Annotated in this window: 35 protein-coding genes and 1 pseudogene; 21 read left to right on the top strand and 15 right to left on the bottom strand. The window is 66.9% G+C overall.

Annotated elements, in window-relative coordinates; translation table 11 throughout:
* Positions 1-20 precede the first annotated feature (20 nt).
* Entirely contained in the window at positions 21-713 is a 693-nt protein-coding gene (locus B141_RS0118705) for a response regulator (protein WP_020576716.1), read from the bottom strand.
* A 19-nt stretch (positions 714-732) separates the two neighbouring features.
* Positions 733-2052 carry a sensor histidine kinase gene (locus B141_RS41435; protein WP_020576715.1) on the bottom strand — a complete coding sequence of 440 codons (1320 nt, stop codon included), beginning with the start codon at positions 2050-2052 and terminating at the stop codon, positions 733-735.
* 235 nt (positions 2053-2287) lie between these two features.
* Between B141_RS41435 and B141_RS0118695 the strand changes: the two genes are divergently transcribed.
* The 3 genes from B141_RS0118695 to B141_RS0118685 are packed head-to-tail and all read left to right on the top strand — an operon-like array spanning position 2288 to position 4754.
* Positions 2288-3205: an ABC transporter ATP-binding protein gene (locus B141_RS0118695; protein ID WP_020576714.1), complete on the top strand. Its 918-nt coding sequence runs from the start codon at positions 2288-2290 to the stop codon at positions 3203-3205.
* Complete coding sequence (locus tag B141_RS0118690) at positions 3202-3984, top strand: ABC transporter permease (protein WP_020576713.1); 783 nt, start codon at positions 3202-3204, stop codon at positions 3982-3984. The genes B141_RS0118695 and B141_RS0118690 overlap by 4 nt, the downstream gene beginning before the upstream one ends.
* A complete protein-coding gene (locus B141_RS0118685) occupies positions 3984-4754 on the top strand; it encodes an ABC transporter permease (protein ID WP_020576712.1) in 771 nt (256 codons plus the stop codon). The genes B141_RS0118690 and B141_RS0118685 overlap by 1 nt, the downstream gene beginning before the upstream one ends.
* 22 nt (positions 4755-4776) lie before the next feature.
* Here the strand turns inward: B141_RS0118685 and uppS are convergent, their stop codons facing one another.
* From uppS to B141_RS0118670, 4 genes and pseudogenes are all read right to left on the bottom strand, one after another.
* A complete protein-coding gene (gene uppS, locus B141_RS0118680; protein WP_020576711.1) occupies positions 4777-5553 on the bottom strand; it encodes a polyprenyl diphosphate synthase in 777 nt (258 codons plus the stop codon).
* Between the two features lie 17 nt (positions 5554-5570).
* Positions 5571-5903 (bottom strand): aromatic-ring hydroxylase C-terminal domain-containing protein, encoded by a 333-nt coding sequence (locus B141_RS52580; protein ID WP_337587608.1) that lies wholly within the window; start codon positions 5901-5903, stop codon positions 5571-5573.
* Positions 5904-6053: 150 nt separating this feature from the next.
* Positions 6054-7115 (bottom strand): annotated as a pseudogene (locus B141_RS41430) (FAD-dependent monooxygenase); the annotation flags it as partial.
* Positions 7116-7231: 116 nt separating this feature from the next.
* On the bottom strand, positions 7232-7855 hold the full coding sequence (locus B141_RS0118670; RefSeq protein ID WP_020576708.1) for a TetR/AcrR family transcriptional regulator: 624 nt from the start codon (positions 7853-7855) through the stop codon (positions 7232-7234).
* A 184-nt stretch (positions 7856-8039) separates the two neighbouring features.
* Between B141_RS0118670 and B141_RS0118665 the strand changes: the two genes are divergently transcribed.
* On the top strand, positions 8040-8969 hold the full coding sequence (locus B141_RS0118665; RefSeq protein ID WP_020576707.1) for an LLM class F420-dependent oxidoreductase: 930 nt from the start codon (positions 8040-8042) through the stop codon (positions 8967-8969).
* A 310-nt stretch (positions 8970-9279) separates the two neighbouring features.
* On the opposite strand, the gene B141_RS0118660 is transcribed toward B141_RS0118665, so the two are convergent.
* A complete protein-coding gene (locus B141_RS0118660; RefSeq protein WP_157181105.1) occupies positions 9280-10230 on the bottom strand; it encodes a hypothetical protein in 951 nt (316 codons plus the stop codon).
* A 660-nt stretch (positions 10231-10890) separates the two neighbouring features.
* Here B141_RS0118660 and B141_RS52860 point away from each other — a divergent pair.
* On the top strand, positions 10891-11139 hold the full coding sequence (locus tag B141_RS52860; protein WP_084678371.1) for an ArsR/SmtB family transcription factor: 249 nt from the start codon (positions 10891-10893) through the stop codon (positions 11137-11139).
* Positions 11105-12046: an aminoglycoside phosphotransferase family protein gene (locus B141_RS0118650; RefSeq protein ID WP_020576704.1), complete on the top strand. Its 942-nt coding sequence runs from the start codon at positions 11105-11107 to the stop codon at positions 12044-12046. The genes B141_RS52860 and B141_RS0118650 overlap by 35 nt, the downstream gene beginning before the upstream one ends.
* Positions 12047-12141: 95 nt before the next feature.
* Here B141_RS0118650 and B141_RS49415 read toward each other — a convergent pair whose 3' ends face one another.
* Positions 12142-12279 carry a hypothetical protein gene (locus B141_RS49415; protein ID WP_020576703.1) on the bottom strand — a complete coding sequence of 46 codons (138 nt, stop codon included), beginning with the start codon at positions 12277-12279 and terminating at the stop codon, positions 12142-12144.
* Between the two features lie 380 nt (positions 12280-12659).
* On the opposite strand from B141_RS49415, the gene B141_RS0118640 reads away from it, so the two are divergent.
* Positions 12660-13262: a VanZ family protein gene (locus B141_RS0118640; protein ID WP_020576702.1), complete on the top strand. Its 603-nt coding sequence runs from the start codon at positions 12660-12662 to the stop codon at positions 13260-13262.
* A 178-nt stretch (positions 13263-13440) separates the two neighbouring features.
* On the opposite strand, the gene B141_RS41425 is transcribed toward B141_RS0118640, so the two are convergent.
* Positions 13441-14319: a saccharopine dehydrogenase family protein gene (locus B141_RS41425; RefSeq protein WP_157181104.1), complete on the bottom strand. Its 879-nt coding sequence runs from the start codon at positions 14317-14319 to the stop codon at positions 13441-13443.
* Between the two features lie 5 nt (positions 14320-14324).
* Positions 14325-14501, bottom strand: coding sequence for an SDR family oxidoreductase (locus B141_RS51500; RefSeq protein ID WP_237742729.1), 177 nt, complete (start codon positions 14499-14501; stop codon positions 14325-14327).
* A gap of 17 nt (positions 14502-14518) precedes the next feature.
* Between B141_RS51500 and B141_RS51495 the strand changes: the two genes are divergently transcribed.
* A complete protein-coding gene (locus tag B141_RS51495; protein WP_272944088.1) occupies positions 14519-14698 on the top strand; it encodes a helix-turn-helix domain-containing protein in 180 nt (59 codons plus the stop codon).
* A gap of 77 nt (positions 14699-14775) precedes the next feature.
* Positions 14776-15051, top strand: coding sequence for an acyl-CoA-like ligand-binding transcription factor (locus tag B141_RS50770; protein WP_202805828.1), 276 nt, complete (start codon positions 14776-14778; stop codon positions 15049-15051).
* 29 nt (positions 15052-15080) lie between these two features.
* On the opposite strand, the gene B141_RS0118625 is transcribed toward B141_RS50770, so the two are convergent.
* Positions 15081-15995 carry an NAD(P)-dependent oxidoreductase gene (locus B141_RS0118625; RefSeq protein ID WP_026257351.1) on the bottom strand — a complete coding sequence of 305 codons (915 nt, stop codon included), beginning with the start codon at positions 15993-15995 and terminating at the stop codon, positions 15081-15083.
* A gap of 59 nt (positions 15996-16054) precedes the next feature.
* Here B141_RS0118625 and B141_RS0118620 point away from each other — a divergent pair, with 59 nt between their 5' ends.
* From B141_RS0118620 to B141_RS0118590, 7 genes are all read left to right on the top strand, one after another.
* Positions 16055-16477 (top strand): MerR family transcriptional regulator, encoded by a 423-nt coding sequence (locus tag B141_RS0118620; RefSeq protein ID WP_020576699.1) that lies wholly within the window; start codon positions 16055-16057, stop codon positions 16475-16477.
* A gap of 325 nt (positions 16478-16802) precedes the next feature.
* The gene (locus B141_RS0118615; protein ID WP_020576698.1) at positions 16803-17243 is read left to right on the top strand and encodes a VOC family protein; all 441 of its coding nucleotides are present in this window, start codon (positions 16803-16805) and stop codon (positions 17241-17243) included.
* A 75-nt stretch (positions 17244-17318) separates the two neighbouring features.
* Positions 17319-17819, top strand: coding sequence for a pyridoxamine 5'-phosphate oxidase family protein (locus B141_RS0118610; protein WP_020576697.1), 501 nt, complete (start codon positions 17319-17321; stop codon positions 17817-17819).
* 170 nt (positions 17820-17989) lie between these two features.
* A complete protein-coding gene (locus B141_RS0118605) occupies positions 17990-18403 on the top strand; it encodes a YciI family protein (protein WP_237742727.1) in 414 nt (137 codons plus the stop codon).
* Complete coding sequence (locus B141_RS41415; RefSeq protein ID WP_020576695.1) at positions 18400-18984, top strand: sigma factor; 585 nt, start codon at positions 18400-18402, stop codon at positions 18982-18984. Before B141_RS0118605 ends, B141_RS41415 begins: the two co-directional genes overlap by 4 nt.
* Positions 18985-19222: 238 nt before the next feature.
* The gene (locus tag B141_RS47575; RefSeq protein WP_157181103.1) at positions 19223-19864 is read left to right on the top strand and encodes a GNAT family N-acetyltransferase; all 642 of its coding nucleotides are present in this window, start codon (positions 19223-19225) and stop codon (positions 19862-19864) included.
* Positions 19865-19873: 9 nt separating this feature from the next.
* Positions 19874-20296 (top strand): phosphotransferase, encoded by a 423-nt coding sequence (locus tag B141_RS0118590; protein ID WP_272944087.1) that lies wholly within the window; start codon positions 19874-19876, stop codon positions 20294-20296.
* On the opposite strand, the gene B141_RS0118585 is transcribed toward B141_RS0118590, so the two are convergent.
* Positions 20282-20887: a P-loop nucleotide/nucleoside kinase family protein gene (locus B141_RS0118585; protein ID WP_020576693.1), complete on the bottom strand. Its 606-nt coding sequence runs from the start codon at positions 20885-20887 to the stop codon at positions 20282-20284. The two genes, B141_RS0118590 and B141_RS0118585, sit on opposite strands and share 15 nt — an antisense overlap.
* 149 nt (positions 20888-21036) lie before the next feature.
* Between B141_RS0118585 and B141_RS0118580 the strand changes: the two genes are divergently transcribed.
* Positions 21037-21597, top strand: a complete 561-nt coding sequence (locus B141_RS0118580; RefSeq protein ID WP_020576692.1) for a GrpB family protein — start codon at positions 21037-21039, stop codon at positions 21595-21597.
* Positions 21598-21626: 29 nt separating this feature from the next.
* On the opposite strand, the gene B141_RS0118575 is transcribed toward B141_RS0118580, so the two are convergent.
* Entirely contained in the window at positions 21627-22001 is a 375-nt protein-coding gene (locus B141_RS0118575) for a hypothetical protein (protein ID WP_157181102.1), read from the bottom strand.
* A 412-nt stretch (positions 22002-22413) separates the two neighbouring features.
* Between B141_RS0118575 and B141_RS0118570 the strand changes: the two genes are divergently transcribed.
* On the top strand, positions 22414-23229 hold the full coding sequence (locus B141_RS0118570; RefSeq protein ID WP_020576690.1) for a phosphotransferase enzyme family protein: 816 nt from the start codon (positions 22414-22416) through the stop codon (positions 23227-23229).
* 292 nt (positions 23230-23521) lie between these two features.
* Here the strand turns inward: B141_RS0118570 and B141_RS0118565 are convergent, their stop codons facing one another.
* On the bottom strand, positions 23522-24583 hold the full coding sequence (locus B141_RS0118565; RefSeq protein ID WP_020576689.1) for a tyrosine-type recombinase/integrase: 1062 nt from the start codon (positions 24581-24583) through the stop codon (positions 23522-23524).
* 538 nt (positions 24584-25121) lie between these two features.
* On the opposite strand from B141_RS0118565, the gene B141_RS49410 reads away from it, so the two are divergent.
* The 3 genes from B141_RS49410 to B141_RS52855 are packed head-to-tail and all read left to right on the top strand — an operon-like array spanning position 25122 to position 26092.
* A complete protein-coding gene (locus B141_RS49410; RefSeq protein WP_157181101.1) occupies positions 25122-25268 on the top strand; it encodes a hypothetical protein in 147 nt (48 codons plus the stop codon).
* Positions 25269-25308: 40 nt separating this feature from the next.
* Positions 25309-25815: an NUDIX domain-containing protein gene (locus B141_RS45815; RefSeq protein ID WP_020576687.1), complete on the top strand. Its 507-nt coding sequence runs from the start codon at positions 25309-25311 to the stop codon at positions 25813-25815.
* Positions 25772-26092, top strand: coding sequence for a phosphopantothenoylcysteine decarboxylase domain-containing protein (locus tag B141_RS52855; protein ID WP_157181100.1), 321 nt, complete (start codon positions 25772-25774; stop codon positions 26090-26092). Before B141_RS45815 ends, B141_RS52855 begins: the two co-directional genes overlap by 44 nt.
* Here B141_RS52855 and B141_RS0118550 read toward each other — a convergent pair.
* Positions 26009-26677, bottom strand: a complete 669-nt coding sequence (locus tag B141_RS0118550; protein ID WP_020576686.1) for a class I SAM-dependent methyltransferase — start codon at positions 26675-26677, stop codon at positions 26009-26011. The genes B141_RS52855 and B141_RS0118550 overlap by 84 nt on opposite strands.
* Positions 26678-26766: the final 89 nt, after the last annotated feature.

Below are 26766 nucleotides of genomic sequence, written 5' to 3'. Positions count from 1 at the left end.
CAGATGTGCTCGAGTTTCGTTCAGGTGTTGCGCTTCGCGGCCGAGACCAGGCCACCCTCGTAGGCGGCGATGACGAGTTGCGCGCGGTCGCGGGCGTTGAGCTTGGCGAGCAGGTGGCCGACGTGCGTCTTGACGGTGGCCAGGCTCAGATGCAGGTGCTCGGCGATCTCGGCATTGGAACGGCCACGGGCGATCAGCATCAGCACCTCGCGCTCGCGACCGGTCAGACCGGAAAGCTCGGGCGCGGGACCAGGACGATATGGCGAGGCCTGATCCACGCTTCGGACGAACTCCTCGATCAGCCGGCGGGTGACCGTCGGCCCGAGCAGGGCCTCACCGGACGCGACCACCCGGATCGCCGTCAGAAGGTCGCCGGGCGGGGTGTCCTTGAGTAGGAAGCCACTCGCACCCGCCCGCAGCGCCGCGTAGACGTACTCGTCCAGGTCGAACGTCGTGAGGATGAGCACGCGTACCCCGGCCAGGTCCGCCGCACCACAGATACGTCGGGTCGCCTCGATACCGTCCATCTCCGGCATGCGAACGTCCATCAGCACCACCTGCGGGCAATGGCGGCGAGCGAGTGCGACGGCTTCCACGCCGGTGCTCGCCTCCCCGACGGTGGCAAGACCGGGGGCGGTGTCGATGAGAAGCCGGAAGCTGCCGCGCAACAGGGCCTGGTCGTCGGCCACGAGGACGCGGATCGGCTCACTCATACGCATCCTCTTCGCTCACTCATGCGCGCCGCTCCAGGCTGGCCGGTGTCGCGACAGTGGTCCCGGGAGCGTAGGGAAGCCGTGCGGACACCGCGAATCCGCCCTCGGGGCTGGGCCCGGCGACGAAGGTGCCGCCGTACACCGCGACGCGTTCTCGCATGCCGATCAGTCCGTGGCCGGGGAAGGGACCGGCGTCGGGCAGGAGTCGTACGCCCGGCCCGTCGTCGGTCACCTCCACCTGGACCTGGTGCCCGTCTGCCTGAACAACGACGCGGCAGCGGGCGGGGGCCGAGTGCCTGACCACGTTGGTCAGGGCTTCCTGCACGATCCGGTAGATCGACAGCTCCATCCCTTCGGGCAACGCGTCGCTCACCCGGACGTCGAGGTCCACCTTGACTCCGGCGGCGGTGGCGCCTGCGGTGAGGCTGGGCAGCTCGGCAAGTCCGGGTGTCGGGGCCAGCTCCGCCGGTGCCTGGTTGTCGTTCGTACCAGAACGGAGTACGCCAAGCAGGTGGCGCATCTCCGCCAGCGCGCCGCGGCTGGTGTGTTCGATCTCATGGAGGCCAGCTCGAAGCTCGGCGTCAAGCAGAGGTTGCGCCGTTGCCAAGCCTGGGTTGACAGGGGTGCCGGCCGCCGATCCGGGAGCGTCGGCGGAGGCGTTGAGTACGTGGTGCAGGACACCAGCCTTCACCGCCACCAGGCTCATGCTGTGCGCCACGATGTCGTGCAACTCCCGGGCGATGCGCAGGCGTTCGTCCGTCACCGCCTGGGCGGCCTGTTGGGCAGCGGCGCGCGCCGCATCGTCACGCTGCGCCCGCACTACCCGACCCAGCGTCCAGGCCCCACCCAGGATGGCGGCACCAAGGACGAGAAGCCCGGTCGCGCCGTCCCACTGATCAACCGGTCCGGCGGCCGCGATGCCGAGGATGACGAGCGCGCTGATCACGCCGATCGCGCGCGTGGGTACCCAGGAGACTGTGTCCCGGCTGAGGGCCGCGATGTACGTCGCGAACGCCGCGGCGATCAGCGGGTCGCGGCTCACGCCGACAAGGACCGACAACACCGAAAAGACCAGTACGACACCGAGGACGGGCATCGGCCAGACGCGGCGTACGGCAAGGGGGAGGCCGGTCGCGGCGACGAGGAGGTACGCCTGCCAACCCAGAGACCCGTCACGGGACTGGGCCTGCAGCAGCACGATGTTGAGAACCACCAGGGTGTAGGCGACCGCGGCCAGGGCGTCGAGTGCGATCAACCGCCCGCGACTCAGCCGACGAGCCAAGACCCGGGGATGACTGCCAGGGGCCTGGGAGGAGTTCGTGGTGGCGCGGTCGTGCACTTCGTGACCGTACCTGACCGGCCCTCCGAGTCGCCTCCTACCAGAGAAGGTCATCCTGAGGTCTGAGTGTGCACCGCACCAATCGCCCGCATCCACCCAGCGGTCGAGGGTGGAGTTCCGACATCAGCTGGATGTGCGGGGAATCCCTTGTGCGGAAGGGTTTCTTCCCAGATCGCCAACCACGTCGCCAACGACATCGATTGGCACAGGGACTGACGAAAGGAGTGCCCTCAGCATGATCGAAGTACGAGAACTCACCAAAACCTACGGGACGACCCCCGCCGTTGACGGCCTGACGTTCACCGTGAAGCCGGGCAGCGTGACGGGCTTCCTCGGCCCGAACGGCGCCGGCAAGTCGACCACCATGCGGGTCCTCCTCGGCTTGGCCGCTCCCACCTCGGGCGAAGCGCTCGTCGACAGCCGCCGGTACGTCGAGCTGAGGCGGCCGATGTGCGACGTGGGTGCACTGCTGGACGCGAACGCCGTCCACGGCGGGCGTACCGCGCTCAACCACCTGCGCTGCCTGGCACGTACCAACCGCATCGGAGCCAGCCGCGTGACCACCGTCCTCGAGCAGGTGGGACTTGCCGGCGTGGCCCGCAAGCGGGTCGGCGGATTCTCCCTCGGGATGAAGCAGCGCCTCGGCATCGCCGCGGCCCTGCTCGGCGATCCCGGCGTACTGCTCTTCGACGAACCAGTCAACGGGCTGGACCCGGACGGCGTCCGGTGGATCCGGGAGTTGATGCGCTCGCTCGCCGCCGAGGGGCGGACCGTCCTCATCTCGAGCCATCTCATGAGCGAGATGGAGTTGACCGCCGACCGGCTCGTGATCATCGGGCGCGGGCGGCTGATCGCCGACACGTCGGTGCAGGAGCTGGCTGACCGCTTCCGCAGGGGCGTACTGGTGCGGTCGCCGCGAGCGGAGGAGCTGACCGGCGTACTCGAATCCGCCGGTGCGACCGTGGCCGCCGATCCCAGCGGGGGTCTGTCGGTCAGTGGGCTGGAGGTGGCTGCGATCGGAGACCTTGCCGCGGCCCGTGGCATCCCGGTCCACGAGGTGACCCCGCGAAGCGCCTCGCTGGAGGAGGCGTACATGGAACTCACCGCTGACAGCGTGGAGTACGCCGCGACGATGCCGGGGGTGAGCCGGTGATCGACGTCCTCGCCGCCGAGTGGTGGAAGCTCAAAACGGTCCGGTCGACCGGCTGGATTCTGGCGATCGTCGCCGGGTGCGTGGGCCTTGCCTGCCTGCTCGCGTGGTACGCGGTAGTCACCTGGGACGGCCTGTCCGCGGAGCGGCGTGGGGAGTTCGGTCTTGCTCCGCTGCCAGCCATCACCGTGGAGCTCACCTCGATGTGCCTGGCGGTGCTCGGTGTCCTCGCCGTGACGTCGGAGTACTCCAGCGGCCTGATCCGGACGACGCTCACCGTGGTGCCGAAACGGCGTTCGGTGCTGTTCGCCAAGGCCTGCGTCGTCACCGTGGTCGCGTTCCTCATCGGGCTGGTGGCAGTGTGCGCCACGTCGCTGGTCGGCCGACTGATCATCGACGGGCGGCCCATCCGGGGGCAGTGGTCAACGACGTTTTCCGAGGAACTCCCGCTGCTGCTCGCGATGAGTCTGGTGGTGACGGTGTTCGCGCTGGTGGGACTCGGACTGGGCACGCTCATGCGGTCCGCCGCCGGGGCGATCGCCACCGTGGTGGCCCTGTGGTACGTCGTGCCGATGATCGCGGTCAACCTCCCCGCGCCGTGGAACGCCCGGATCGGATCGTTGATGCTCGGCTCCCTCGCGGGCCAGCTCGCGGGCACCGGCAACGACAACTCCGTCTACGGCGCCGAGCTGTCCCCGCTCGGAGCGCTAAGCGTCATGCTCGGCTACGTCGTCCTCGCCCTCGGAGCCGGCGCGATCCGGCTGAGCCGGAAGGACGTGTAATGCTCGGCGTGCTCTCGTCGGAGTGGACGAAGCTCCGCGCGGTCCGGTCGACGTACTACGTTTTCGCGCTGGTCGCGGCGGCCGTGCTCCTCGGCGCCCTGGTGACGTGGCAGGGCGTGCAGGGGTGGGACAGCCTCACGCCCGAACGCCGCGTCAGGTTCCAGGGCCCGCCCACCGAGCAGATGATCCTGCCCCTCGTCCAGCTGTGCCTCGCGGTGCTCGGAGCCCTCGCGATCACGTCGGAGTACGCCACCGGCCTGATCCGTAGCAGCCTCGTGAGCGTGCCGAGGCGAGCCGGCCTGCTGGCAGGCAAGGCGATCGTGGTCGGAGTGGCCGCACTGATCGTCGGGCTCGGCATGGTGTTCGCGACGTTCGTGATCTGCCGCGGGATCGTCGGTGACCGGCCCATCCCGCCGGGCTACACGACGCCGGCGGCGGACGAGATCCCGATGCTGCTGACCTCCGGCCTGTCGGTGATGGTGATCGCCCTTGTCGGGCTTGGTGTGGGCACCATCCTGCGGTCAACCGCTGGTGCGATCGCGGCTGTCTGCGGGTTGCTGTTCGTGGTTCCGCTCCTCGTGCGTTTCCTGCCCGCACCGTGGAACGACCGGGTGGGTTCGGTTCTCCTGCCCAACCTTGCCGGACAAATCGCGGACTACCCGTCCGCTCAGGGAGTCCTGTCGCCATCGACCGCGCTGGCGGTGACCGTGGCGTACCTCCTGGTGGGGCTGGGCGCCGGCGCGCTGCTGCTGAGCGGGAGGGACGCGTAAACCTCCTGCGGGCATTGCGTTCCTACTGTCTGGCCCGCTGCCGGTCGGCGTAGGAACGCAGCGCCCGCAGGAAGTCGAGGTATCGGAAGCCCGGCCAGTAGACGTCGCAGAAGTGGAGTTCGGAGAACGCCGCCTGCCAGAGCAGGAATCCCGACATCCGGACTTCGCCGCTGGTACGAATGACGAGGTCAGGATCGGGCTGGTCCCCGGTGTAGAGGTGCCGGCCAATCTGCTCGGGGCTGAGCGCCTCTGCCAGTTGCTCGATCGCCACGCCCGCTCGGGCTTCCTGGTCGAGTAACGAACGCACTGCCGCCACGATCTCCTCCCGCCCGTCGTACCCGATCGCGATCGTGAGCAGCTGGTCAGTGTCGTTGTCGCGGGTGGAATCCTGGGCCAGCTTGAGCGCGTGTGCGGTGGAGTCGGGAAGGAGATCGAGGCGGCCAGCGATCTGGATTCGCCAGTCTCCTGAGGGATGAGCCAGGCGTTCGGTGACCGCACGTTCGATCACCTCCATGAGGAACGCGATCTCCGGTGAGGCGCGTTTCCTGAGGTTGTCCGTGGAGGCCGCGAAGATCGTCACCTGGCGGATGCCGACAGTCGAACACCACGCGAGCACCTCCTCGATGTGCTCGGCGCCGTACCTATGCCCGATGCTGACATTGTCGAAGCCCATCTGGCGGGCCCAACGCCGGTTGCCGTCCATGACCATGGCGACGTGTCGCGGAATCGGCGCGCCGCGTAGCTGCCTGAGCAGCCTCCGCGTGTAGAGAGCGTAGATCGCATCTTTGACCAGCCTCATCGCGCCCACTTTAACCCTCAGACAGGCGGGCCGAACCACGTTGTCAACGCGTGCCGGAGCCCGTCGGTCGCGTCGGAGGTCTCCGGCCCGGCAGCCCACGCGACATAACCATCGGGGCGGATCAACACGACGTCAGCGAGCTGCTCGACGCTGTCAGCGGCCACTACGTCCACCCGGTCTGTCCAGTCGGCCACAACCTTCCTCAGGTCGGCGCGATTAGCCAGATCCAGAAGCAATGGCCGCGCCGAACGCATCAGTTCGGCGATCCTGGTGGGTCCACCCTCGCTCTCCAGCGCCAGATCGGGCATCCAGCGCCCCGTGAGCGGATGCGCCTCGCCTTCGGTGCGCATGTCGTAGTGAACGTCCGCGCCCGACAGGAGGTCTGAGAGGTGTTGAACGTTGTTCTTCTCGTGCAGGAGCTCACCTAGGAGCTGCCGTAACGCGGTGATGTACGCGCCCGGCGACAGCAGTGCGGTTTGCGCCCGGGTATGCATGATGACCCGCTCGCCCACCGGACGACGTTCGATTTCGTACGTATCGAGGAGGCCTTCTGGCGCATGTCCCGCGAGTTCGGCGGCGAGCTTCCACGCCAGGTTCATCACGTCTTGCATTCCCAGGTTCAGTCCTGGGCCACCGACGCCGGAATGAACATGCGCGGCGTCGCCCACGAGGAAGACGCGACCAGCCCGATAACGGTCAGCCTGCCTGGAGTTACTGCTGGTCGAGCGGCTCATGACCACCGGAATGCCAGCCGGGAGTTCGGCAATCGGAATATCACTCCCAAGCACCCGGCGTACCGCCTCCCGGAGTTCATCGATCGTGATCGAATCACTGTCGTCGAGTTTCGGCTGGTCCCATTCGAAGACAGCGACCCGATAGACACCGGGCTGGAACATGCCATACGCGAAGAGGCCGTTCTCTGTCCGGGTGAAGCTCGCCGGCCGCAGTCGCCCCAGGCCGGGAACGTCAAGTTCGCCGGTCTCGGGATCACTCACCGGGGGCGGAATGGCAACCTGCCCAGTCCGGCCGACGAAGCTGTCGTCCGTGATGCCGGGGAACCCGATGCCGGACAGCTTGCGGACCGCACTCGAGCCACCGTCGGCGCCGACAAGGAACCTGCTGGTCAACTGGTAGCTTCCAGCCGGCGAGGCGACGTCGACGATCACGGCATCGGCGTCCTGGCGGAGCGCAACCATCTCGTGCCCACGCCGGATATCCACTCCGAGTTCGTGGGCTCGTTGTTCGAGTATCTCCTCCATCCGGCATTGCGGAATGGGTAACGCGTACAGCGAATGCGTTTCCAGGCCCGACATGTCGAGAGTGAGAGCACCGAAGGGAAAGTGGGGGACCGGTGCGGGAGGCCTCTTCTGACCGCTGAAGCGTTCGTGGAAACCTCGATAGTCCAGTGCTTAGACCACCCGGCCGACCAGCCCATTCGCTTTCGGCCGGGTGGCGGGCTCAGGTAGCTGTTCGAGGACAACGGCGCGCGCGCCAGCCAAAGAGAGCTCGCAGGCCATCAGCAGGCCGTTGGGTCCTCCGCCGATGATGACGACGTCTTTCATCGAATTCTCCTCCACAATTCTGAACGGCAAGGAAGAAGGCATGGCAAGGCGAACCCACAAATGGGCTCAGGCCAGGTGTGTGTCAGGAATGTGAATGCGCCAGATAACGCCGGTCGTCAACCGGTGGGCGGTTGAGGCAATCCCGCCGCGATCTGGTCGAGTGCGTCACGGAGCAGTGGCGTGAGCGGAACGGGTGGATCTGACCGTAGCCAGTGCTGGATCGCGACTTGGGTGGCGGCGCCAACGGCGGCGGCGACGAGTCCCGGATACATGTCCCGCTCAGCGTCGGCGCCGATTCGCTCGGCGATGGCCACAGCCAACTCCGACTCGGCTGCCGCGCTGGCCTTCATGAACTCACCTTGGACGGAGGGTTCGCTGGTCATGAGCCGCACGCCGGCGGTCCACTCGGGATCAGGACGCTGGTCATCCGGGCCCGCGTGCGAGACAGCGACGTGGGTGATGGCCTCCCACAAGGACTCGTCAGCTGGTCGAGCCCGTAGCGCCGCGGCGATCTGCCGCCCCCTATCCAGGTGCCGCGCGCTGATCGCCTCGGCCTTGCTGGAGAAATAGTTGTTGAAGGTACGTGGTGATACGCCAACCTCGGCGGCGATGTCCTCGACCAGGACGTTGTTCAGGCCACGCTCGACTGCGAGCCGGACCGCTGCCCAACTCAGAGCCTGCCGAGTCTCCCATTTCTTCCGCTCCCGCAAGCCCATGCTGGAGGTCTCCGTCGTTTCCACACCAGAACCTTAGGCCAAACGTGCGTGACAGGCAATATTGCGTGACCAGCAATTTTCATCAGGCCGGGCGAACGGGCGGCGGCGGGCCCGCCCCGCGGGTGGAGTTGAAGCGCTACCAAAACTCCCGACAGCCGGCTAGTGTTAGGCGGACAACGTTAGCCAGCTAATTTCAATGAGAGGTCATATGCGGCTCAGCATTGCGGTGACGAACTTCTCCTGGCCCGACGGATCACGGACGCTCGGACCGCGGGTGTCCAGGATCGCCAGGATCGCCGACCAGGCGGGATTCCACACGCTCTGGACGATGGACCATCTGTTCCAGATCTCGATCAACGGTCCGGCCGAGGCGGACATGCTCGAGTGCTACACCACGCTGGCGTACGTCGCGGGGCAGACCGAACGGATCCGGCTCGGCGTGCTCGTGACGGCGACGCCGTACCGGCATCCGGGCGTCCTCGTCAAGACCGTCACCACCCTCGACGTACTCTCCGGCGGTCGCGCGTGGCTCGGGCTCGGCGCGGCGTGGAACGACTTCGAGTCGAAAGGCCTCGGCATACCATTTCCGCCGACGGCTGAGCGTTATGAGCGGCTCGAAGAGACGCTACGGATCGCACGGCAGATGTGGGCGGGCGACACCACACAGTTCCAGGGTCAGCATTACCTCCTGGAAAATCCGATCAACAATCCCAACACTCTGCAGGATCCTCGCCCGCCGATCCTGATTGGCGGACAGGGGGAACGCAAGACCCTGCGGCTGGTGGCGGAGTACGCCGATGCCTGCAACCTTTTCGATGCTCCGCCAGGGACCGCCCATATTCCTACCGGTCCGGATGTCCTCAAACACAAGCTCGACGTCCTCGCGCGTCACTGCGAGAATGTTGGCCGACCGTACGCCGAGATCGAGAAGACCGTCACAAGTCATGTTTCGCCCTCGCGTGACGGCCGAGGGGGTACGAATACACCGGCAGAAATCGTCGAGCACTTCGCCGAACTCGCCGCGTTGGGTATCGATCACGCGATCGTCGAGACGCCCTATCCGTGGGACGAGGAGTCCCTGGATCTCATCGCCGGCATCGTTCCCGAGCTGAAACGCATCGTGCCCGCGGGTCGCTGAGGGAGGCTCAGAGTTCCTTAACTCCGCGCCTACCAACTGCGCGCCGGCGAATGCCAGCGGTGACAGCACGGGCGCCCGGCGACGAGCAGCCAACTCGCTCGATCTGTTTCGTCGCCTCGTACACGACGATCCCCTGCGGCGTGGGGGTCGCGAGGATGAACAGGGTCTCCGTGTCGCTGCGACACGTTAGACCGACCAGGTGTGTCACGGCGCTCGGCTGTGGGTGCAACGCCGCCTGGCCCACGGCCGTTTCGCGCGCGTTACGTGAGGTGACTTGACCTGGCTGCCCGCGCGAAGATCATGTCACGTTTCACTTCATGAGGCCGACGGCTTCTCCGTTGTCGGAAAACCGGACACCGAAGCGATGGATGTGGACAGCGCGGCGCAGCGTCTCCAGCGACGGCGCCAGGGTGCAGTTCGGATCGTGCGCCCACAGCCATCCGCATGCCTTGAGGTGGGACCGGACCATTCCTCGAGGCTTCAACGGCATGCCCGGGGGAACGTCGGGTCGGTTGGTGACCGCCGACAGCCACAGCGCCTTCGGGTCACTGCCGTCGAGCCGTTCGACCAACTTCGTGCGCAGCTGGAGCCATGCAGTCAGTGCCGGCACACCCCAATCGGGGATCTTGGCCTCCGCCCAGTCGGCACCATCAGGCTGCGACCACGTCTCCGGGAGTGGGTCGAGCGGATCGACCCGGATGTGCCAGTGGCCGTGGCTGGAGCCCAGGTCGTCGACCGCCGTGGCGCACAGATTGGTGGTCGACCAGCCTGTTGCGTACAGCGCGACCAGCACTGATGCGGACCGGACTCGGTACAGGTCGGTGCGGTCCGCGGCGAGCTCGTCGACCGCGAGGCGGATCTGGGCCAGCTGATCACGTTCGGCCGGGCGAAGCGGCACCTCGGCCGTCAGGTTGCGCGGCAGACGGATCCCGACTTGTTTGGCCAGCCACCGGAACGAGGCGATACGGGCATTCCGTGCTGCCAGAGATTCGCCGGGTCGGCTGGGGACCGGTGCGGCGCGGGCCCGCAGCTTGCCGGCCTCTGCGGCCGCCAGAACCTGGCTGATCGCCTCGGGGGAGATGAGATCACGGATCTTGACCCGTGCCATCTGCAGCGGGTTCTTCCCGCCGGCGTGGAACTCCAACGCGCTCATCAACGCCCACTCGCGCTGCGCCACCGTTGACCTGGAGCTCTGTTGGCTGAGCTCAGCCAACAGATCCGGCAGCACGGCCAACACGCGATCGTCTGGAGAGGTGCTCACAGCACAAATGATAACAGTCGCACGCGGCCCTGATTGTCGTTGCCGGTCTTGCCGTGTTGCAGGGTCGGCGCGCGGGGCAAGGAGGAGAGGACCTGCATGCGACTGTTATCAGGGAACTTGTAAGCGTGCGACGGGCATGATGGGCCCTGCCTGACGGGCGCGCCAGCCAGCCACTGTCAAAGGCCTGAAGCCTGAGGGGACCGTGCGTAGGTTGCTGTTCCCGGTGGTCGGGGAGAAGGCGCCGCGCGACCTGGTCGCGGAGGAGGCCAACGCGTCGTGCTGCCGCTGAGTCTTCTGCTGCTGACGCGGACGAGCCCGATGAGGGCCAAGTCGCCCACCTCCCGTCGTTCGACGAACGCGCGGGCGCCTGCGCCGATCCACTCCGTGGTGCTCTTCCGCCGTCTTCCGGCCGCCACTCGGTGGCTAACCCTCCTCGTAGGCCGACCCTGGCGCCAGAGCACCACGGCTGATGCTGCCTCCAGCCTTCTGATGGTCGGTTGCTGCTGGCCGTTCGATCCTCCTTACGTGCCTTTTCGGTTGCTCGGGCGAAAATCAGTTGGTGGGCTTGCCGAACCAGTGGGAGAGGTGGTCGTCCGGGTCCTGCTGAGCTGCGTCGTGGGGGAGAGGGTGGGCAAAGGAGTGCCGTGAGCATTCCGCACACTGACGTGCTGGACGGCTCGCCGACCAAGACATGGTTGTCCATCAGCATGCCGATCTCTTGGCGTCTCCCTTGGTACGGTCAGCGCCCACCTGGCTGTGCTCCGCGACTCCGGCGTCGTCACCGGTGCCAGGACCGGCCGTAGTGTGTTCTACCGCCGCACCGAACGCGGCGACGCTCTTGCCATGCTGCTCGGCGCGGGACTGACGGAGGATCATGAGCCCTCGTACTCAAGTCGACGTCCCTACTGAGCTGGCCGCCTCGCACCGCAAGTACTTCGGTGACCGTGGCCGAGGCTGGGTCGCCGCGCTGCCGGAGCTGGCCGCCGACTGCCTGGATCGCTGGGGGTTGCGTCCTGATGGGCCACCGATGTGTGGGGCGGTCGCGCTCGTGCTTCCAGTTCTGCGTACGGATGGATCTCCGGCCGTCCTCAAACTCCAACCCGTTGATGAGGAGACCTGCGGCGAGCCGATCGCCCTGCGTACGTGGGACGGCAACGGAGCTGTACGCCTGCTGGAACACGACCCCGACTCTGGCGCGATGCTGCTGGAACGCCTGAACGCCGATCGCTCGCTCGCAGCAGTCGGCGACGACCTGGCGGCCGTTCAGATCCTGTCCGAGCTCCTGGCCCGCTTGTGCACGGTCCCCGCGCCGGCGGAGCTGCGCCACCTGGCCGACATCGCTGCAGACATGCTCGACCGCGTTCCGTCCGCGCTGACACTCTTGACTGATCCGTCCGGTCGGCGACTGGTCGAGGACTGCGCGGGCGCGGTCAGGGAACTCCTCACCGAACCCGGAGACCGGCTCCTGCACTGGGACCTCCACTTCTACAACGTGCTGGCCCCGCACCCTTCCGATCAGCGCGAGCCTTGGCTCGCCATCGATCCCAAACCGCTCGCCGGTGATCCGGGGTTCGAACTCCTGCCGGCGCTGCACAACCGGTGGGACGAGGTCGTCGCCTCCGGTGACGTGTCGAGGGCGGTACGCCGCCGCTTCGACCTGATGACCGAGGTGCTCGGCCTTGAACGGCAACGTGCACTGGGCTGGACCCTTGGCCGGGTCCTGCAAAACGTCCTTTGGGATATCGAGAACGGCGATGTCACCGTGCACAGCGGCCCGGACGGAACCATCGTGCGGGCGCTGCTCGGCAGCTCCTGACGCTCCGCGGTCCCAACGTCACGCACCAGCACTCCACGCCCCAGATCCCTTACCCACAAGGGGACTAGCCAAGAGCGCGATCTACGGCTGTAGTACTAGGCGTTCACGGGTCCAGGCAAATGTGCGGGCGTGACGGCGAGCTCGTCCTGGATGCTCGGCTGTGCGATGTTCACGGACGAGTCGTCCAGCACCTGCAGTAGCTGGGCTGTCGCGATCACCAGCGGCAGGACCATCTCACCGCCAGCTTGCGCCAGTTCCTTGATGCCGGGGACTCCGTGTATCGCGGGCGTATTGAAAATCGCATACGCCGCCGCAACAGTCTTCCGTCTTCCATGGAGGCGTGGGCATTCGGTTGCCGATAGGCGGTCGCCGGTAGACCCGCAACTGTCGGTTTGTCGATTGGGAAAGGTCCGTGAAAATGGACAGTGCCGGGCACGCGCAGGGCACCATCGGCTGGCGCTTACACCGCCCCGGCGCCGGTTGGCCTTCAGGAACTCCACCGCATCCAACACTGTGCGGGGTACAGATGGACAACCGTCACATCTGTTGGGACATCGAAGAAATCGTTCTGACCTGCGGGTAGATTTCGCGGTCGGGCGGAAGCGGAGGTAGCGTGATCATCAAGGGGTGGCACGGCTGGGTGGGTACGTTCACTGGCGTGGCACTCATCGCGGTGGCCGTTCTGCCGTTGGCCGCGCTGGCGGTGTGGGCTCTGGCACGCCGTCGGAGTGTCACCGGCACCACGCCGGTGTGGGCGTGGCGTACGTCGCTGGCCGAGGTCGGCATCGTCTACGGGACAGTGCCGTGGGTATGGATGATCATGTTGCCGGGCGGCCGGGCCGGCGCCGTCCCCGGTCGGGTGAACCTGGTACCGCTGCGGGACCTGCTCACGATCCTCGCAGGCGACCCGGTGACCGCGACGGGCCAGGTCGTCGGCAACCTGCTGGTGTTCGCGGCGCTGGGGTTCTTCGCTCCGATCCGGTTCACGGCACTGGCGTCCATGCCGCGGATCCTGGCGCTCGCGGCGGGCTGCTCGGCCCTGGTCGAAACCGCGCAGTACGTCCTGCGGCTGGACCGGGTGTCCTCTGTGGACGACGTACTGCTCAACACTGCTGGCGCCGGCCTGGCCGCGCTGGCGTCGCGCCGCTGGTGGCGCGCCACGGCCAGAGCGTCGTCAAGTGGCGCACGGGGTGCCCGTCCACGACCCGCTCGTTGACAAGGTTGGTCAGGTCCACCGTGGTGTTGTAGATCATGCGGTTGGCCCGGAGCTCGTTGAACGGTCACTGTGCCCGGGGCCGTGTCCGGTTTGCATTGGTCGGCGATATGCCGTGCTGCTTAGGCGTCAGGTATGCGCGTGCTGATCGTGAGCGGGCCGCCGCGAAGATCGGCGCTGCTCAGTCCAGTATGAAGGTGCTGCCTGCGGTTGTCGCCAGGTCCGTTCCGAGGGCGGCTGCCGGTGTCCAGGACCCGGGCCTGCCGACGCCACGGGCCAGCAGTTCGGTGACGGTGGCGGTGATGTCGGCCGTGAAGTCCATGCCGTCGCCGGCGCGGAGCCATCCCTCGTGCCGGGTGCCGTCCGCCCACTCGACGACGGCGTGCCCCAGGAGTGCTTGCGCGGACGGGGTGCGGCCTTCACCGGGACCCGGCCGAGCCGGTCGACGGCGAGGCGTCGCAGCGCCGGAACGGACAGCAGGCGGCCGAGCAGCGGGAGCAGGCCACGTATCAGCGGAGCGGTCGGCACGAGAGCGGAAGTGGCGGTGACGAACGGCGCTCCGCTCACCGCATGCGCCGCGACGAGCTCGCCGGACGCGACACCTGCCGACTTCGCCGACTCCCCGTCCGGGAAGGTGAGTTGCTGCGGGTCCGCCCCGAGGCGCGACGTCATCAGCCGCCCGTTCTCGTACCGCCGCCCGGGGCCGTGTCCGGTTTGCATTGGTCGGCGATATGCGCCGTCCGCCGGCGGTGAGCACGTCCACGATGCTGGCCGCCAAGGCGGTACCGAGCACGCCCGCCTCGACGGCCACCGAGGCCACGGCGTCGACCCGCACCCGGTGCGGCGTGGGCCGGCCTTCGCACAGCTTCGCTACCACCGCCTCCGTCGCCAGCACGCCGAATCCGGCGCCGGTGACCAGGGTGCTGCCCGCCCGCACCGCTTCGTCGTGCAGGGCGAGCAGCCCCTCCACGGCGACCACGTCGTTGGCCCGGTCGACGTAGTGGCCGCCGGGCATGCAGGCTCGGGCGATCACCGGTGCCGTGGCGGCGAAGGCGCCCATCGTGTTCACCACAACCGCGGGCGCTCCCGGACGATCTCGTCCGCGATCCGCTCAGCCGAGTCGGCGACGACGACCTTCGCGTCCCCAGGCAGACCGGCTTCGGCCCCGGCGGCGACCATCCGCTCCCGGCTGCGCCCGACCGGCACGACCTTCAGTCCCCGCGCGGCCAGTCGCGCGGTCACCGGGTGCCGAGGAGCGCCTGAAGCGGGCGGCTCTGGAGCTGTATCTGGAGCGCGGCTACGACAACGTGACGGTGACCCATATCGCCGAGCGGGCCGGACTCACCCGGCGCTCCTACTTCCGCTACTTCCCGGACAAGCGCGAGGTCCTGTTCGCCGGCTCAGAGCGCCTGCCCCGGCGCTGGCGGAGGCAGTCCTGACGGCAGACCCGAACGCGGCCCCGCTCGCCGCCGTCCTCGACGCGCTGGCGCGAGTCGGTGCCGAGCTCGTCGAGCGCGTGGACGGCGCGACGGAGCGCCGGGCGGTGATCGACGCCAGCCCCGAGTTGCAGGAGCGCGAACGGACCAAGACCGCCGCGATCACCGCCGCGATCCGCGACGCCCTGAAGCAACGTCAGGTGAACGCCGGGACGGCCGAACTGGTCGCGCAGCTCGCCACGGTGGCCTTTCAGAACGCCTTCCGGCACTGGCTCGAGGCCGAAGGGCGTGCGAGTTTCGGCAGCTGCCTGCACACGGTGACCGACGAACTGCGAGCCGCCCTCGCCGGGACGTGAGGAGGACGTCTCGTCGACACTGTGCGTGCTTACGAACTCGGCATCGAGACCGTCTCCTGAGCCGAGCCGAACATCTCAACGACCCGCGCGAAGCTGTCGTCGCCGTGGCCCGCCTCGATCGCCCGCAGTACGGCCACCCTCGCGGCCGACAGCACACCGGCGTCAAGCCCGCTCGCCTTCGTGGCGTCGATGATGTGGTCGATGCCAGCCGCCGCGGAGACGAGGTTCGAACCATCACCGGGATAGCGACGACTCTCCACCTGGTCGGCGAGCACCGGGATGAGGTCCCGCACGAGTCCCACGATTCCCTGGGCGTCGACGGTGAGGTCCTTCGCCGCGATGCCTTGCGCGTCCGCCAACGCGAGAGCGTGCAGATAGCCAGTCGCCGCGGTCCAGAAGAGATCGAGCAGCGATACGTCGTACGCCGCCGCGCGGGCGGCATCGGTGCCGAGGTGGGTGTGGGTTCCGCCGAGGCTGGCCAGGGTCGACCGGTGCGCCTCGTAGAGATCCTCGGGGCCGCTGTAGAAGAGCCTGGCGGCCGGCGTTCCGATCGCCGGCGTCACGATCGCACCATCGAGGTAGTCGACGCCCCGCTCGGCCGCCCAGGTGGCCATCGCACGGGCCTGTTCCGGCGTTCCTGTCGTGAGATTGACCAGTGTCCGACCCTTCAGGCTCTCGGCCGCCTGCTCGACGATCGTGCGTACGGCGTCCTGGTCGAGCACGCAGACGATCACCAGGTCGCTCGCTGCGACAGCCTCGGCGGCCGTCGCGGCGCGGATGGCGCTTTTCGCGACGAGGGCGTCCGCCTTGCTTGCGGTGCGGTTCCACACAGTCGTGCGGTGTCCGTTCGTAAGGAACGCGCCGGCCAAAGCTCGGCCCATCGGTCCCAGGCCCAGAACCGTCACGGGCGCCCGGTCATCACGCGTAGCTTGCTGAGGTGTCATGCTGGCTAAGCTAAAGCTTCACGTTGACGTGAGAGTCAAGCCGCGACGAGAGGAACTCAGTGCGGATCGGGGAGCTGTCCCGCCGGACGGGAGTCAGCCAGCGGGCGTTGCGTTACTACGAGGAGCAGGGGCTCCTCCGCCCATCGCGCCGTGCGAGCGGTTATCGGGAGTACGCCGACACAGACGTCGAGACGGTCCGGCGTATCCGGATCCTGCTCGCGGCTGGTCTGGGCACATCCACCATCGCCGAGATCCTTCCGTGCATACTCGACAGCGACGACGGACTGGCGCCCGGCTGCCCGGAGCTGCGCACCGGCCTCGCGCAGGAGCGCGATCGGCTCAGCGCCGCCATCGACCAGCTCCAGTCCGCACGTACGGCCCTCGAGGGCATCATCACCACACCGACGCCGCCCAGCGACACGAGCGACCCAGCATGGACGTACACGGCCCACCGGGAACAACCGAACGCTCATTGGCGATAGCGAGCCGCGGGGCGGGGAGACAACGCCAACCACGGTTCGGATGCCCCTGCCAGGGTGAGCGTTCATGAGCACACCACCGGGTACCGGCCGCTGCGCGTCCGCGACACCCTCTTCTGATCGTCCCGCCTGGCAGGGCCGGAGCGCGTCCGATAGCGGATCGGCTTGCGTGCGTGCGGGTTCTCGTTCGGCGGTGTGGCGCCCCAGGGTGACGGTCAGAAGCAGGTTCTAAAACTCAGCACTTCCGGCTGTCGAGAATGTGGCGCTGGCTCCGTCCTAGGTACATCAGTGGCCGCGACGGGCCGCGCGACGAAGAAGGAGAACCACCATGACGATTCAACGGATGGACAACGTCGGCATTGTCGTCGACGACCTTGAGGCTGCCATTGCGTTCTTCGGAGAACTCGGCATGGAGCTGGAGGGCAAAGCGCAGATCGAGGGTCCCTGGGCGGACCGCACCGTCGGACTCGACGGCGTCCGCTGCGACATCGCGATGATGCGGACCCCAGACGGCCACGGCCGGCTCGAGCTGGCGAAATACCACACCCCCGCGGCGATCGGCGCCAGACCGCATAACCCGCCGCACAACACGCTGGGCATGCATCGCGTCATGTTCGCCGTCGACGACATCGACGCCACTGTCGCCGGCCTGCGAGCCCACGGCGCGGAACTCGTCGGAGAGGTGGCGCAGTACCAGGACAGCTACCGGCTCTGTTACGTCCGCGGCCCCGAGGGGATCATCGTCGCGCTGGCCGAGCAGCTCAGCTGACGGCCCATCCCGGCCGGCCTACGACCAACCAGAACGATCCGCTAGGCGGACCAAGGAACGACAACGGGAGGCACCGTGCAACCGAACGAGATCACCGAGGTTCTGAACCGACCGATCAGCCAGGAAATGTTGGCCCGCGACCTGACCCGCTTGGCCTACATCGCCAAGGACGGCACACCCCGCAATGTCCCGATCGCGTTCGCCTGGAACGGCTCGGAGATCGTCATGTGCACTTCGAAGAACGCCCCGAAGCTCCCGGCCCTACGCAACAACCCGACGGTTGCCCTGACGATCGACACCGAGGTGCACCCACCCAAGATCTTGCTCATCCGCGGCCGGGCAGAGCTGGACTTCGTCGGTGGCATCCCCGACGAGTATCTCCAGGCGACCAGCACCTACGAGATGACGCCCGAGCAACGGGTCGGCTGGGAGGCGGAGGTACGTTCGCTCTACCACGACGGCATGGTCCGGATCGTCGTGACCCCGACGTGGGTGAAGCTGATCGACTTCGAGACGACTCTGCCGAGCGCGGTCGAGGAGCTGGTCCGGCAGCGGGAGGAACGTCATCACAGCTGAGCGGCGCGGGGTCGCTCGCGTTGGGTGGATCACCCACGCCTCAACCCCACCGCGGCACACGGAGTCTGTGAAGTCCGCCAGAAAATGTCCCGGTGGGATGTCGAGAACCCGCTCGCGGCTCCGTCCCCGGAGTGAACACGGCCAGAATGGGCCGTACGCGTAAGGAGAACATGATGGCCAAGTATCTGCTGCTCAAGCACTACCGGGGTGGCCCGGCCCCCGCCGTGGACTGGGCGCCGATGGACCAGTGGACGCCGGACGAGGTAGACGCGCACGTGCAGTTCATGCGCGACTTCGCGACCCGGCTGGAGGAGACGGGCGAGTTCGTCGACACCCAGGCGCTGGCGCCGGACGGTGCGTTCGTGCGGTACGACGGCGAGGGGCGGCCACCGGTGACCGACGGGCCGTTCGTCGAGGCCAAGGACCTGATCGCCGGGTGGTACGTCATCGACGTGGAGTCGTGGGACCGCGCGGTACAGCTGGCGGGAGAGCTGTCGGCGGCCCCGGGGGCCGGTGGCAAGCCGATCTACGAATGGCTGGAGGTTCGGCCGTTTTGGGCCGACTCGCCCACGGTCACCGAGTGAACGAGCCGCTGCTGCGGGACCTCGTACCCGCGGTGATCGGTGTCCTCGGCCGCCGCGGAGCCGACTTCGCGGCGGCCGAGGATGCCGTGCAGGACGCCCTGGTCGAGGCCGTGCGCGTGTGGCCGGACGACCCACCGCGGGACCCCACGGGCTGGCTGGTCACCGTGGCCTGGCGCAAGTTTCTCGACGCCGACCGCGCCGATACCTCTCGACGGCACCGCGAGGTACGCGTCGAGGGCGAACCCATGCCCGGCCCGGTCGAGGCGGTGGACGACACGCTCCAGCTGTACTTCCTGTGCGCGCACCCGTCCCTGCGCGCGGCCGGCGGCCTGACCACGCGTGAGATCGCGCAGGCCTACCTCGTGCCGGAGGCGACCATGGCCCAGCGGATCAGCAGGGCCAAGCGGACCGTCTCGGGCGTCCGGTTCAACACCCCGACGGTGAAGCTAACGCATCTCCCTGACACCTCTTGTCAGGGAGATGGTTCCCAGCTGAGGAAACACGCAACGAGGGCACTCATCTCGACTACGACTTCCGGCCGGCGGAGGGACTGGCCGCCGTCGACGGGCCCCGTCCGTTGAGGGATCCCTTGCGTACACCCGCATGGTCGCAGTCGTGCCCGCCCAGGTTTCGACGGTTGACGTTCCTCTTACGGAACGCCGCGGCGCAAGACGCGGGCGCCTGGATCGGCACTTCCGGGGCAGACCGGCGAGGCCCGATCCAGGTTGCCGAGGCCAGCTTCAAGAGGCCGGCAGCCCGTGGTCAACCGATCATGGGCACCCCGGGACACCGGGTCCGGCGCGGTGGCAAGATGGTCACATGCCTGGCGAAAGTCCAGTCGTAACGCTCTCCGACGGCCTGGTCACCCTGCGGCCTTGGTCGAGAGATGACGCCTGGTTCATGGCAGAAGCAAACGCCGACCCAGCGATCCGGCGCTATAACGGTAGCCACGACCGGCAAGGACACCCGACTCCGCCGCTCTCGATCCCGGACGCTGAGGCCGTCATCGACCAATTCGCGTTGAACTGGCGTGCGTTTGCTGCGACTGGGACACCCTCTGGTGTTGCGTTCGCAATCCTGGACACGAGATCCGGCGAACTGGTCGGCTGCTGTGGCGTCGACGACTGGACCAAAGAGGACGTAGCACAGTTCGGTTACTGGATCGCACCAAATGCGAGAGGGCGCGGCTGTGCGACTCGAGCGGCGATCCTGCTCACGCGCTGGCTGTTCGACGTAGGAGCAGCTCGCGTCTTCCTGACGATCGTCGCGGGGAATGAGGATTCAGTCGCTGTGGCTCGCCGAGCCGGGTTTGAGTATGAGGGAACGATGCGCGCACACGGCGTTTGGCAGGGCAAGCGCTGCGACGTGATGTGGTTCGCTGCGCTGCCGCTTGAGTGGGCAATGCGCCGGCCGGACGAAGAAACACAACGCGCGACAAGGCGTCGCCCCTGCCGGCGATAGGGGCGCCTTCTGACGCAGCACGTCCAACGTTGGGCGTACGACGAGCGCATGCTGGTAGGGCTCCAGCTCTTCCCGGCCACCTTGCTACACGGCGATGTCTACGGTCTCAATGTGCTCGTTCCCAGCGACGGCCAAGCGCCCCGGCTGGTCGACTGGGGGAGCGCACGGATCGGCCCGGCGATGCTCGACGTCGCGCTGGGCGCTGGCTCTGCAGGCTTCGCGGCGTACGTTCGTACGCGGGAAGGCCTCGCCGGCAAGCCGCTCGAACCCTCCCTCGTCGAGGCGGAGCATGCCTGGGCGACGCGTTCAGCTATGCGATGTTCGTCGGCGCGGTGGCCGAGAGATTCTGGTCCGGAGGCCGCGGTGGACCAACTCGACCAGGCCGAGGTCGCGTGGGAGCGCTTCACGTCCCTGCTCTCACGACTCACCTAGGCGCAGCACCTGGGTCGGTGCCGAGCGACGTGGCTCACCTGCCGGGCGCTGTTTGTTGATGAACGCCACGATGTCGGCAAGCCCAGGTTGATAGCCGTCGGTCGCTTCGACCCGCATCGTAGGGACGGGAAGCGAGAGGTGAACGAAGGCGTTGTGGCGCTCGACCCGGCCCGCGAGCTTCAGACCCTCGTCAACGTGCGCTTTGCGGACGGGATTGTCCTCGATCCGCCGGGTGATCCGCGCGTACGCCACCTCGGCGTCAACCACGCACTGGATGATGCGAACCTCGGCGAGGCCGGTGAGGGGTTCGAGGCCCTGCCGCCACACCCGGTCCTGGAACGCCGCCTCCGCGACCACGGTGGCACCCGCGCTGAGCAGCAACCGGAGAACGTCGAAGAACGTGCTCAGCGTCCGCATCGTCAGGGGATCGCCCGGGCACGGCGTAAACCCAGGGTTGGCATGCACCATGCCTTCCTTGATCTCGTCGCGGCAGATCGCGGGGCAGCCGACGGCACGGGCGATCTCGTGCGCCAACGTGGTCTTGCCGGAGCCCGGCGGCCCGCTGACGACGATGAGGGTGGGCAAGGGCACGCCGCATCCTAATCAAACTTCCGGGCGGCCGGTTGGTTTGGTCCGCAGGTCCCTCGCCTTGACGAGGTTCAGCAGTCTCCGCGCTCTCGTCGAACGTACGCTGCCTTCCGCGGTGCTGGTGAGCGCCGGCCCGGCACTAGGCTGCCGGCGTGATCAGAGTCGTCGAATATGACCCTGTCTGGCCCCAGCGTTTCGAGGCGTTGCGGCAGGAGTACGCAGAAGCGATGGCCGCGGCCGACGTCCCTGTCGTGACGATCGAGCACGTGGGGAGTACGTCCGTACCCGGCCTGGCGGCCAAACCGGTGATCGACTGCGACATCGTGGTCTCATCGCGTGACGTCGACGCCGCCTCGCGGGTGTTGGTGAGCTTGGGATTCAGGCCACTGGGGGAGTTGGGAATTCCGCAGCGCTGGGCGTTCAAGGAGCCCGAGCGGCTGGCGGGCACCAACACCTATGTGGTGGTCGAGGGGTGCCTGTCGCTGTGGAATCACCTTTGTGTCCGCGACATCCTGCGCGTCAATGCTGAGTTGCGGGACGAGTACGCCGCGGTCAAGAAGCGGGTCGGTGCGGAAGCGGCGAACATCGACGAGTACGGCCGCGGCAAGAATGCCATGGTCCAGAAGATTCTCGCGGCGGCGGGCTTGAGCGCGGCCGAACGAGCGTCCATTGATGACAATCAGGTGCCGTCACACGACGAGCTTCCGCGGTAGGTGAGCTGGCGCCGAACGCACGCTCGGCATCACCGCTGGGTCATCGAGTACACCGCCAGGGCGGCGGCCACGGTGAGCAGGCCAGCCAGCGCCGCGATCGAGCCGGCGGCGAGGCCGGACCTGGGCAGGCGCCTGCGCAGCACGGCGAGTACGCCACCAGCGATCGCGAGACTGAGACACAGGCCCGGAACCACCGCGGCGGCAGCGAGGAGAAAAGCCAGCACCCACCGAGACATCGTGAAGTTGACATCACCGCCGGTGTTGACGTCATCGGGCAAGGTCAGCACCCAGCCGAGGAAGGCCGCGGCGGCCAGGACATGCCACCCAAGGATCGTGGCGATCGCCCGACCGTACTGACCCTTTCTGCCAGAAGGAGGCGTGGCGGCTGGGGAGTCGTACGGCATCGGAGCGTGAATGCGAATCGCCTCCTCGGGACTGGGCGAAGCCTGCGGATCACCAGAGATCATGCCGCATGAACGACGCCCCCGCTCCTGCGCCTGCACCTGATGCGCGAGTGCGGTGTCCTGTGTCGCGGGTTGTCAGAGGTGCCTTGGGTTGTCAGAGGTATTTCGGTCTCTTAGCCGAGAAACCTCTGACAACCGTGCGCGTCGAGCGCCGCTGTGAACGTGAAGCGTCGAGGTCGAACTCGGCGTTGGGCCCGATGCGTACGACACCGCACGGCCGCTGCCACGGCCACATGGAGCCCAGTCCCCAGACCGAGAAGTCCTCGTAGGCAGCCCCTGCCGGACGGCAAGGGGCGGAACGCGGACGACAAAGGGATTGCCGTGGCTGCCGCCATCTGCCTATTGTTCGCGCGTGATCCAGTGCCTGCGTTCCCTGCCGACACCTGGCGCGGTGGGGGAGTTGGTCGGCAACCTGTACGGAATCGAGGTCAAGGATTGCGTTCTGGTGCGGACGTTCGTCAACGACGTGTACGAAGTGATCGCTGACGATGGCCGACGCTATGTACTAAAAATCTACCAGCAGGGTGGATGGTCCACGGATGAGGTGGCGTGGGAACAGGACCTGGTGTCTCACGTCGCGGAATGCGGCGTTGCCGTCGCTGCCTCTGTTCCGCTGATTGATGGGAGACCAGCGGGCGAACTCCTCGCGCCGGAAGGGAATCGTCCGTTCGCGATGTCGATCCGTGTCGACGGTGACAAGCCGCAACCTCCGTGGAGTGATGGTCTCTACCTCGAATTTGGGCGGCTGATCGCGGGATTCCACAAAGCCGCAGACAGCTTTCGCAGCACACGCCCACGCAGAGATTTCGATCTACAGATAACCCTGGAAAAGCCACTAATGGATAATGTCCATCTCACCGAAAAAGGAATGGTGCTGCACGACTTCGACCGTGCTGGCAACGGCTGGCGTGCTGCCGACCTGACCGGCGTATTCACGGACCCGCGTTCCTCCGCGCACTGGGATGCGTTCCTAGCTGGGTACACCGCCGTCAGGGAGCTGAAGGCGGACGACGTGCGTGCGATCCCCTTGCTCGCCATCGTCGAGCTAATCTCCAACCTGGCGTTCCTCATCGTCGAACAACCCGCCTTCCGCGGGAGTGAGACCGTCGCCGGCGAACTCATCGAGCGAGAGCTCAACAGTCTCAAAGATCTGGCAGACAAAGTATGACTGCATGCACAAGACATAACAGCCGAGGTGTCGGAATCGCGCTGGGGGAGCGGGCGGTGTCGGTCTGCCTTACGCGTCGAGCGAAGCGAGCAGCTGTGGTAGCAGAATTCGCAAAGTGCGTCCTCTCGCGCCCGGATTCGCACGGGCAACAAGAGAGCGCGACAAACTCCGCTCTACCCAATCGCTCAGTGGGGTGACTCCCAGCCTTCCGCCGAGTCTCGACGCGGCCCCTGCCCACGTCCGCGTGACGATCCATGAACGCCGACAATCCGGTCAACGGTGCTGTCGCGGGTCAGTCCCGGGCCAGCGGGGAACTGTCGATGGCCTCGGCCGCGGCGCTCATGGAGTCATCCATGTATACGGAGGTCGTGGCCAGGCTCGAATGTCCAGCGATCTGCGCGACGGTCGCGATATCTACGCCGGCCCGGGCAAGGATGGTCAGCGCCGTGTGCCGGAGGGAGTGCGGCGTGGCGCGACGGCCGAGAAACTCCTTGGTGTAGCGCTCGACCATCCGTTGCACATCACGCGGCGAGAGTCTCTTCCCACGGATGGACACGAACAACGCGTTGGTCGCGTCCCCGATTCTGATGCGTTCCGCGCGGTCGGTGGAACTCGGCTGCGGCGGTGCGGCACGCTCCTCGGCGAGGTAACGTTCGATGGTCGCCAGGGTTGCTTTCGACAGTGGCAGGTCGCGGTTCTTTCCGCCCTTGCCGCGGACGTGCAGGACAGGTGTACGGGTCTCCTCGTGCAACCGGATGTCGCTACGGTTGGCGCCGCACATCTCCGAGACGCGTGGCCCGGACTCCACCAGAAGGCGCAGGATCGCTTCATCGCGCAGGGTCAGCGACTGGTCCGCACGCAAGGTCTCCGGCACGCGAGTGGACGGCGAAGCCCGCAGCGTCAGCGCCTCGTCCAGCTGGAGCCCGATCCGTGCACCCGTTGCTCGCTTCGGCGTTCGGGGCGGGCTTACTCGCGTTGTGGGGTCGATCTGGATATAGCCGCGATCCGCGGCCCACCGGAACAACCCCCGCACTGCCGCGAACCACCGGGCCAGCGAATGCGCGCCGCGGCCCGGGGGAGTGGAACCGTCCTCGGCAATTTTCAAACCCTTTGTATAGCGGCGATCCGGAGCTTTCGCGATAGATGTCATCGCGATTTCCAGGTGATCCGCCTCGATCGCGTCGAGCACCGTGTTTGGACCCAGGAGAGTGGTGAACTCACTGAGGTCACGGCGATAGGCGTGCAGGGTAGTGGGACTGAGTTGGGAACGCATAGCACGGCGTTCGAGAACATCGAGATACTCATCGATGGCGTCCTTGACGCTCACATTCGACAGTGATTTCGGCTCAGCCACGACGTCACCATACCATGTCGTGGATTGCCTATTACACGACATGAATCGCGTGGCAGTGTTGTGCTCCTACCTCCGTGGGCCGCGGCCAGCAGCCCTTCCCGTGCCCGGCCTTGCCGTTCGAAACTGCGTTCGTACGACTGATGTACCGGCGTTGACCTGCGATGATGCCTGGCTGAGATCCTGCGACCCGGGGGCGGGCGGGTCCTGTCGTGAGTCTCGCTCGCCGTGATCAGCTCAGCGCCCGCCGCACCGAGGTCCATCGACGCTGATGTTGTTGATATGCCGTCGCGAATCGCGACGCTTTGCGTGTGTAGCCAGTCAGCCATCAGGGTCGACGCCCGAGATCTGCAGCGAGCAGGTGGCGTGGGGAGTCTGGCACTGACGGAGGAGTACAGCGAGCCCGCCACGACCTGGAGACCCCTCTCAAACCGTTTACTTGACATAATGTTCCTTATCGGCGCTCCATCGGGACGGGTCGAAACAGATTCACCAGTTGTGGCTCAGCCAAGGCGTCAGTGAGCCCAGGGATCAAGCCGACGTGGCCGACCTGCCTGAGATTGCTCAAGCTCAGGTACGCCACCGCAAGCTCGTTCACCGCCACGGACATCACCTCGTACGGGACGCCTACTGGACCGCCCAGGAGATCATCGACTGCGGATGGAGCAGGGATCTTCACTCCCCCTAGGTCAGGTGCTCCGGCGGATGCTCTCCGCTAGTCTCGGCCGATGTCTGATTTCCCTCCCCGCCACGTCCTCTGCGCTGGCGCAGCGGTGGTGAAGGATGGTCACTACCTTCTTGTCCGCGAGGCACGAGGTCGTCATGCCGGTCGATGGACGATTCCATGGGGCTTCGTCGACAGCGGTGAGCTACCTGACGCCGCCGCCGAACGTGAGTGCCGGGAGGAGGCGGGCATCTCTGTGACGGTCAACGGCCTGCTTGCGGTCCAAGCCCTGCCAGGAGACAACGGGGGTCTCGGCTTCGTGTTCGGTGCTCACCCGATGTCTGATGAGGAACCACGACCTGACGGAGATGAGACAGACGCAGCGGCCTACGTCTCTCTCGCCGAGATGAGCCAGCTGCCGGTCGACCGCTGGTGCCAATGGCTGACCGAAACTGCTCTCACCGCCCGTACACCGATCAGCCGATCGATAGACAACCCGTACTCGATGTCGGCATGGCTGGCGCCAAGTGAGTCCTCGACCCGCGGCCCCAGCAGCCAGATTGGCACTTAGCCTCGATCCGTGGAGCGGTAGCTCGCGTACTGCGGGCGGCACGGCTGAGCCGATCGATCCAGTGCGGGTAATCACCAACCGCCACCAATTCTCAATCCATCTGAGCCACGCAGGTCAGAAGCGATCGCGTGGGGCAGAATCAATGAGAAAGGACAGTCCTGACGGTGTTCGCGCAGTTCAAGCGGCCCACCGGTCAGGTATCGCGTCGGGCTTCGAGCACGACGACGGGACCCTGTTGGCCGTCGGCTGGGAGCCGCAGCTCCGCCACAACGCGTAGCGCGGCATCCTCGAGAAGAACGGTCAGCTGCTCGGGTCGCCATTGGTATGTCGTCCAGGTCACCGCGACGCCGCCGTAGGCCTCGGTCCGCGCTATATCGTCATCGCCGACATGCGTCGCGATGATCAGATGCCCACCGGGCATGAGGGCGTCGTGGAAGGCGGCAAGGACGTTCGGCAGGATCTCGCGTGGCAGGTTGAACAGCGACCACCATCCGAGAATGCCCCCTAAGGACCTCGGCTCGAGGTCGAGTTCGGTGGACGAGCCGACGGCGAAGCTGCACTCGGGGTGAAGGCGTTGGGCATGTTCGATCATGCGAGGCGACAGGTCGACGCCCGAGACCTCGATACCAGCCTCGTGGAGGTACGCCGTGACGGTCCCGGGGCCGCAGCCGACATCGAGCACGGGGCCACGGCCGCGGACCGAGCCAGCGAACGCGTCGATGGCTGCCTTCAGCCACGGCTGGGTGCGAATGTCGCCCATTCCCGTGGTGGCGAGCAGGTGCACGTAGTTGTCGGCTACTCGGTCGTACGAGTCGCGGACGACATCAAGATCCGTCGGCTGAACACTCGATGACAAGGCCACCGGGCTCACCCTATCGACGCAACCCCGTCATGCCTGAGCGCCCCGCCTCGTCAGCGGCGACCTGACGATCCGAACCGAGCACTCCCCCG

Source organism: Actinopolymorpha alba DSM 45243, assembly GCF_000373925.1.
Taxonomy (GTDB): domain Bacteria; phylum Actinomycetota; class Actinomycetes; order Propionibacteriales; family Actinopolymorphaceae; genus Actinopolymorpha; species Actinopolymorpha alba.
Note: the sequence above shows the minus strand (reverse complement) of the source record. Positions and strands in the feature narration are given on the sequence as shown.

Coding starts and splice junctions, on each gene's coding strand:
- B141_RS0118705 (WP_020576716.1), bottom strand. CDS start 713: ATGAGTGAGCCGATCCGCGTCCTCGTGGCCGACGACCAGGCCCTGTTG.
- B141_RS0118695 (WP_020576714.1), top strand. CDS start 2,288: ATGATCGAAGTACGAGAACTCACCAAAACCTACGGGACGACCCCCGCC.
- B141_RS0118685 (WP_020576712.1), top strand. CDS start 3,984: ATGCTCGGCGTGCTCTCGTCGGAGTGGACGAAGCTCCGCGCGGTCCGG.
- uppS (WP_020576711.1), bottom strand. CDS start 5,553: ATGAGGCTGGTCAAAGATGCGATCTACGCTCTCTACACGCGGAGGCTG.
- B141_RS52580 (WP_337587608.1), bottom strand. CDS start 5,903: ATGCGCACCGAAGGCGAGGCGCATCCGCTCACGGGGCGCTGGATGCCC.
- B141_RS0118665 (WP_020576707.1), top strand. CDS start 8,040: ATGCGGCTCAGCATTGCGGTGACGAACTTCTCCTGGCCCGACGGATCA.
- B141_RS0118650 (WP_020576704.1), top strand. CDS start 11,105: ATGAGCCCTCGTACTCAAGTCGACGTCCCTACTGAGCTGGCCGCCTCG.
- B141_RS49415 (WP_020576703.1), bottom strand. CDS start 12,279: ATGGTCCTGCCGCTGGTGATCGCGACAGCCCAGCTACTGCAGGTGCTG.
- B141_RS41425 (WP_157181104.1), bottom strand. CDS start 14,319: ATGGGCGCCTTCGCCGCCACGGCACCGGTGATCGCCCGAGCCTGCATG.
- B141_RS0118625 (WP_026257351.1), bottom strand. CDS start 15,995: ATGACACCTCAGCAAGCTACGCGTGATGACCGGGCGCCCGTGACGGTT.
- B141_RS0118615 (WP_020576698.1), top strand. CDS start 16,803: ATGACGATTCAACGGATGGACAACGTCGGCATTGTCGTCGACGACCTT.
- B141_RS0118605 (WP_237742727.1), top strand. CDS start 17,990: ATGATGGCCAAGTATCTGCTGCTCAAGCACTACCGGGGTGGCCCGGCC.
- B141_RS47575 (WP_157181103.1), top strand. CDS start 19,223: ATGCCTGGCGAAAGTCCAGTCGTAACGCTCTCCGACGGCCTGGTCACC.
- B141_RS0118575 (WP_157181102.1), bottom strand. CDS start 22,001: ATGCCGTACGACTCCCCAGCCGCCACGCCTCCTTCTGGCAGAAAGGGT.
- B141_RS45815 (WP_020576687.1), top strand. CDS start 25,309: ATGTCTGATTTCCCTCCCCGCCACGTCCTCTGCGCTGGCGCAGCGGTG.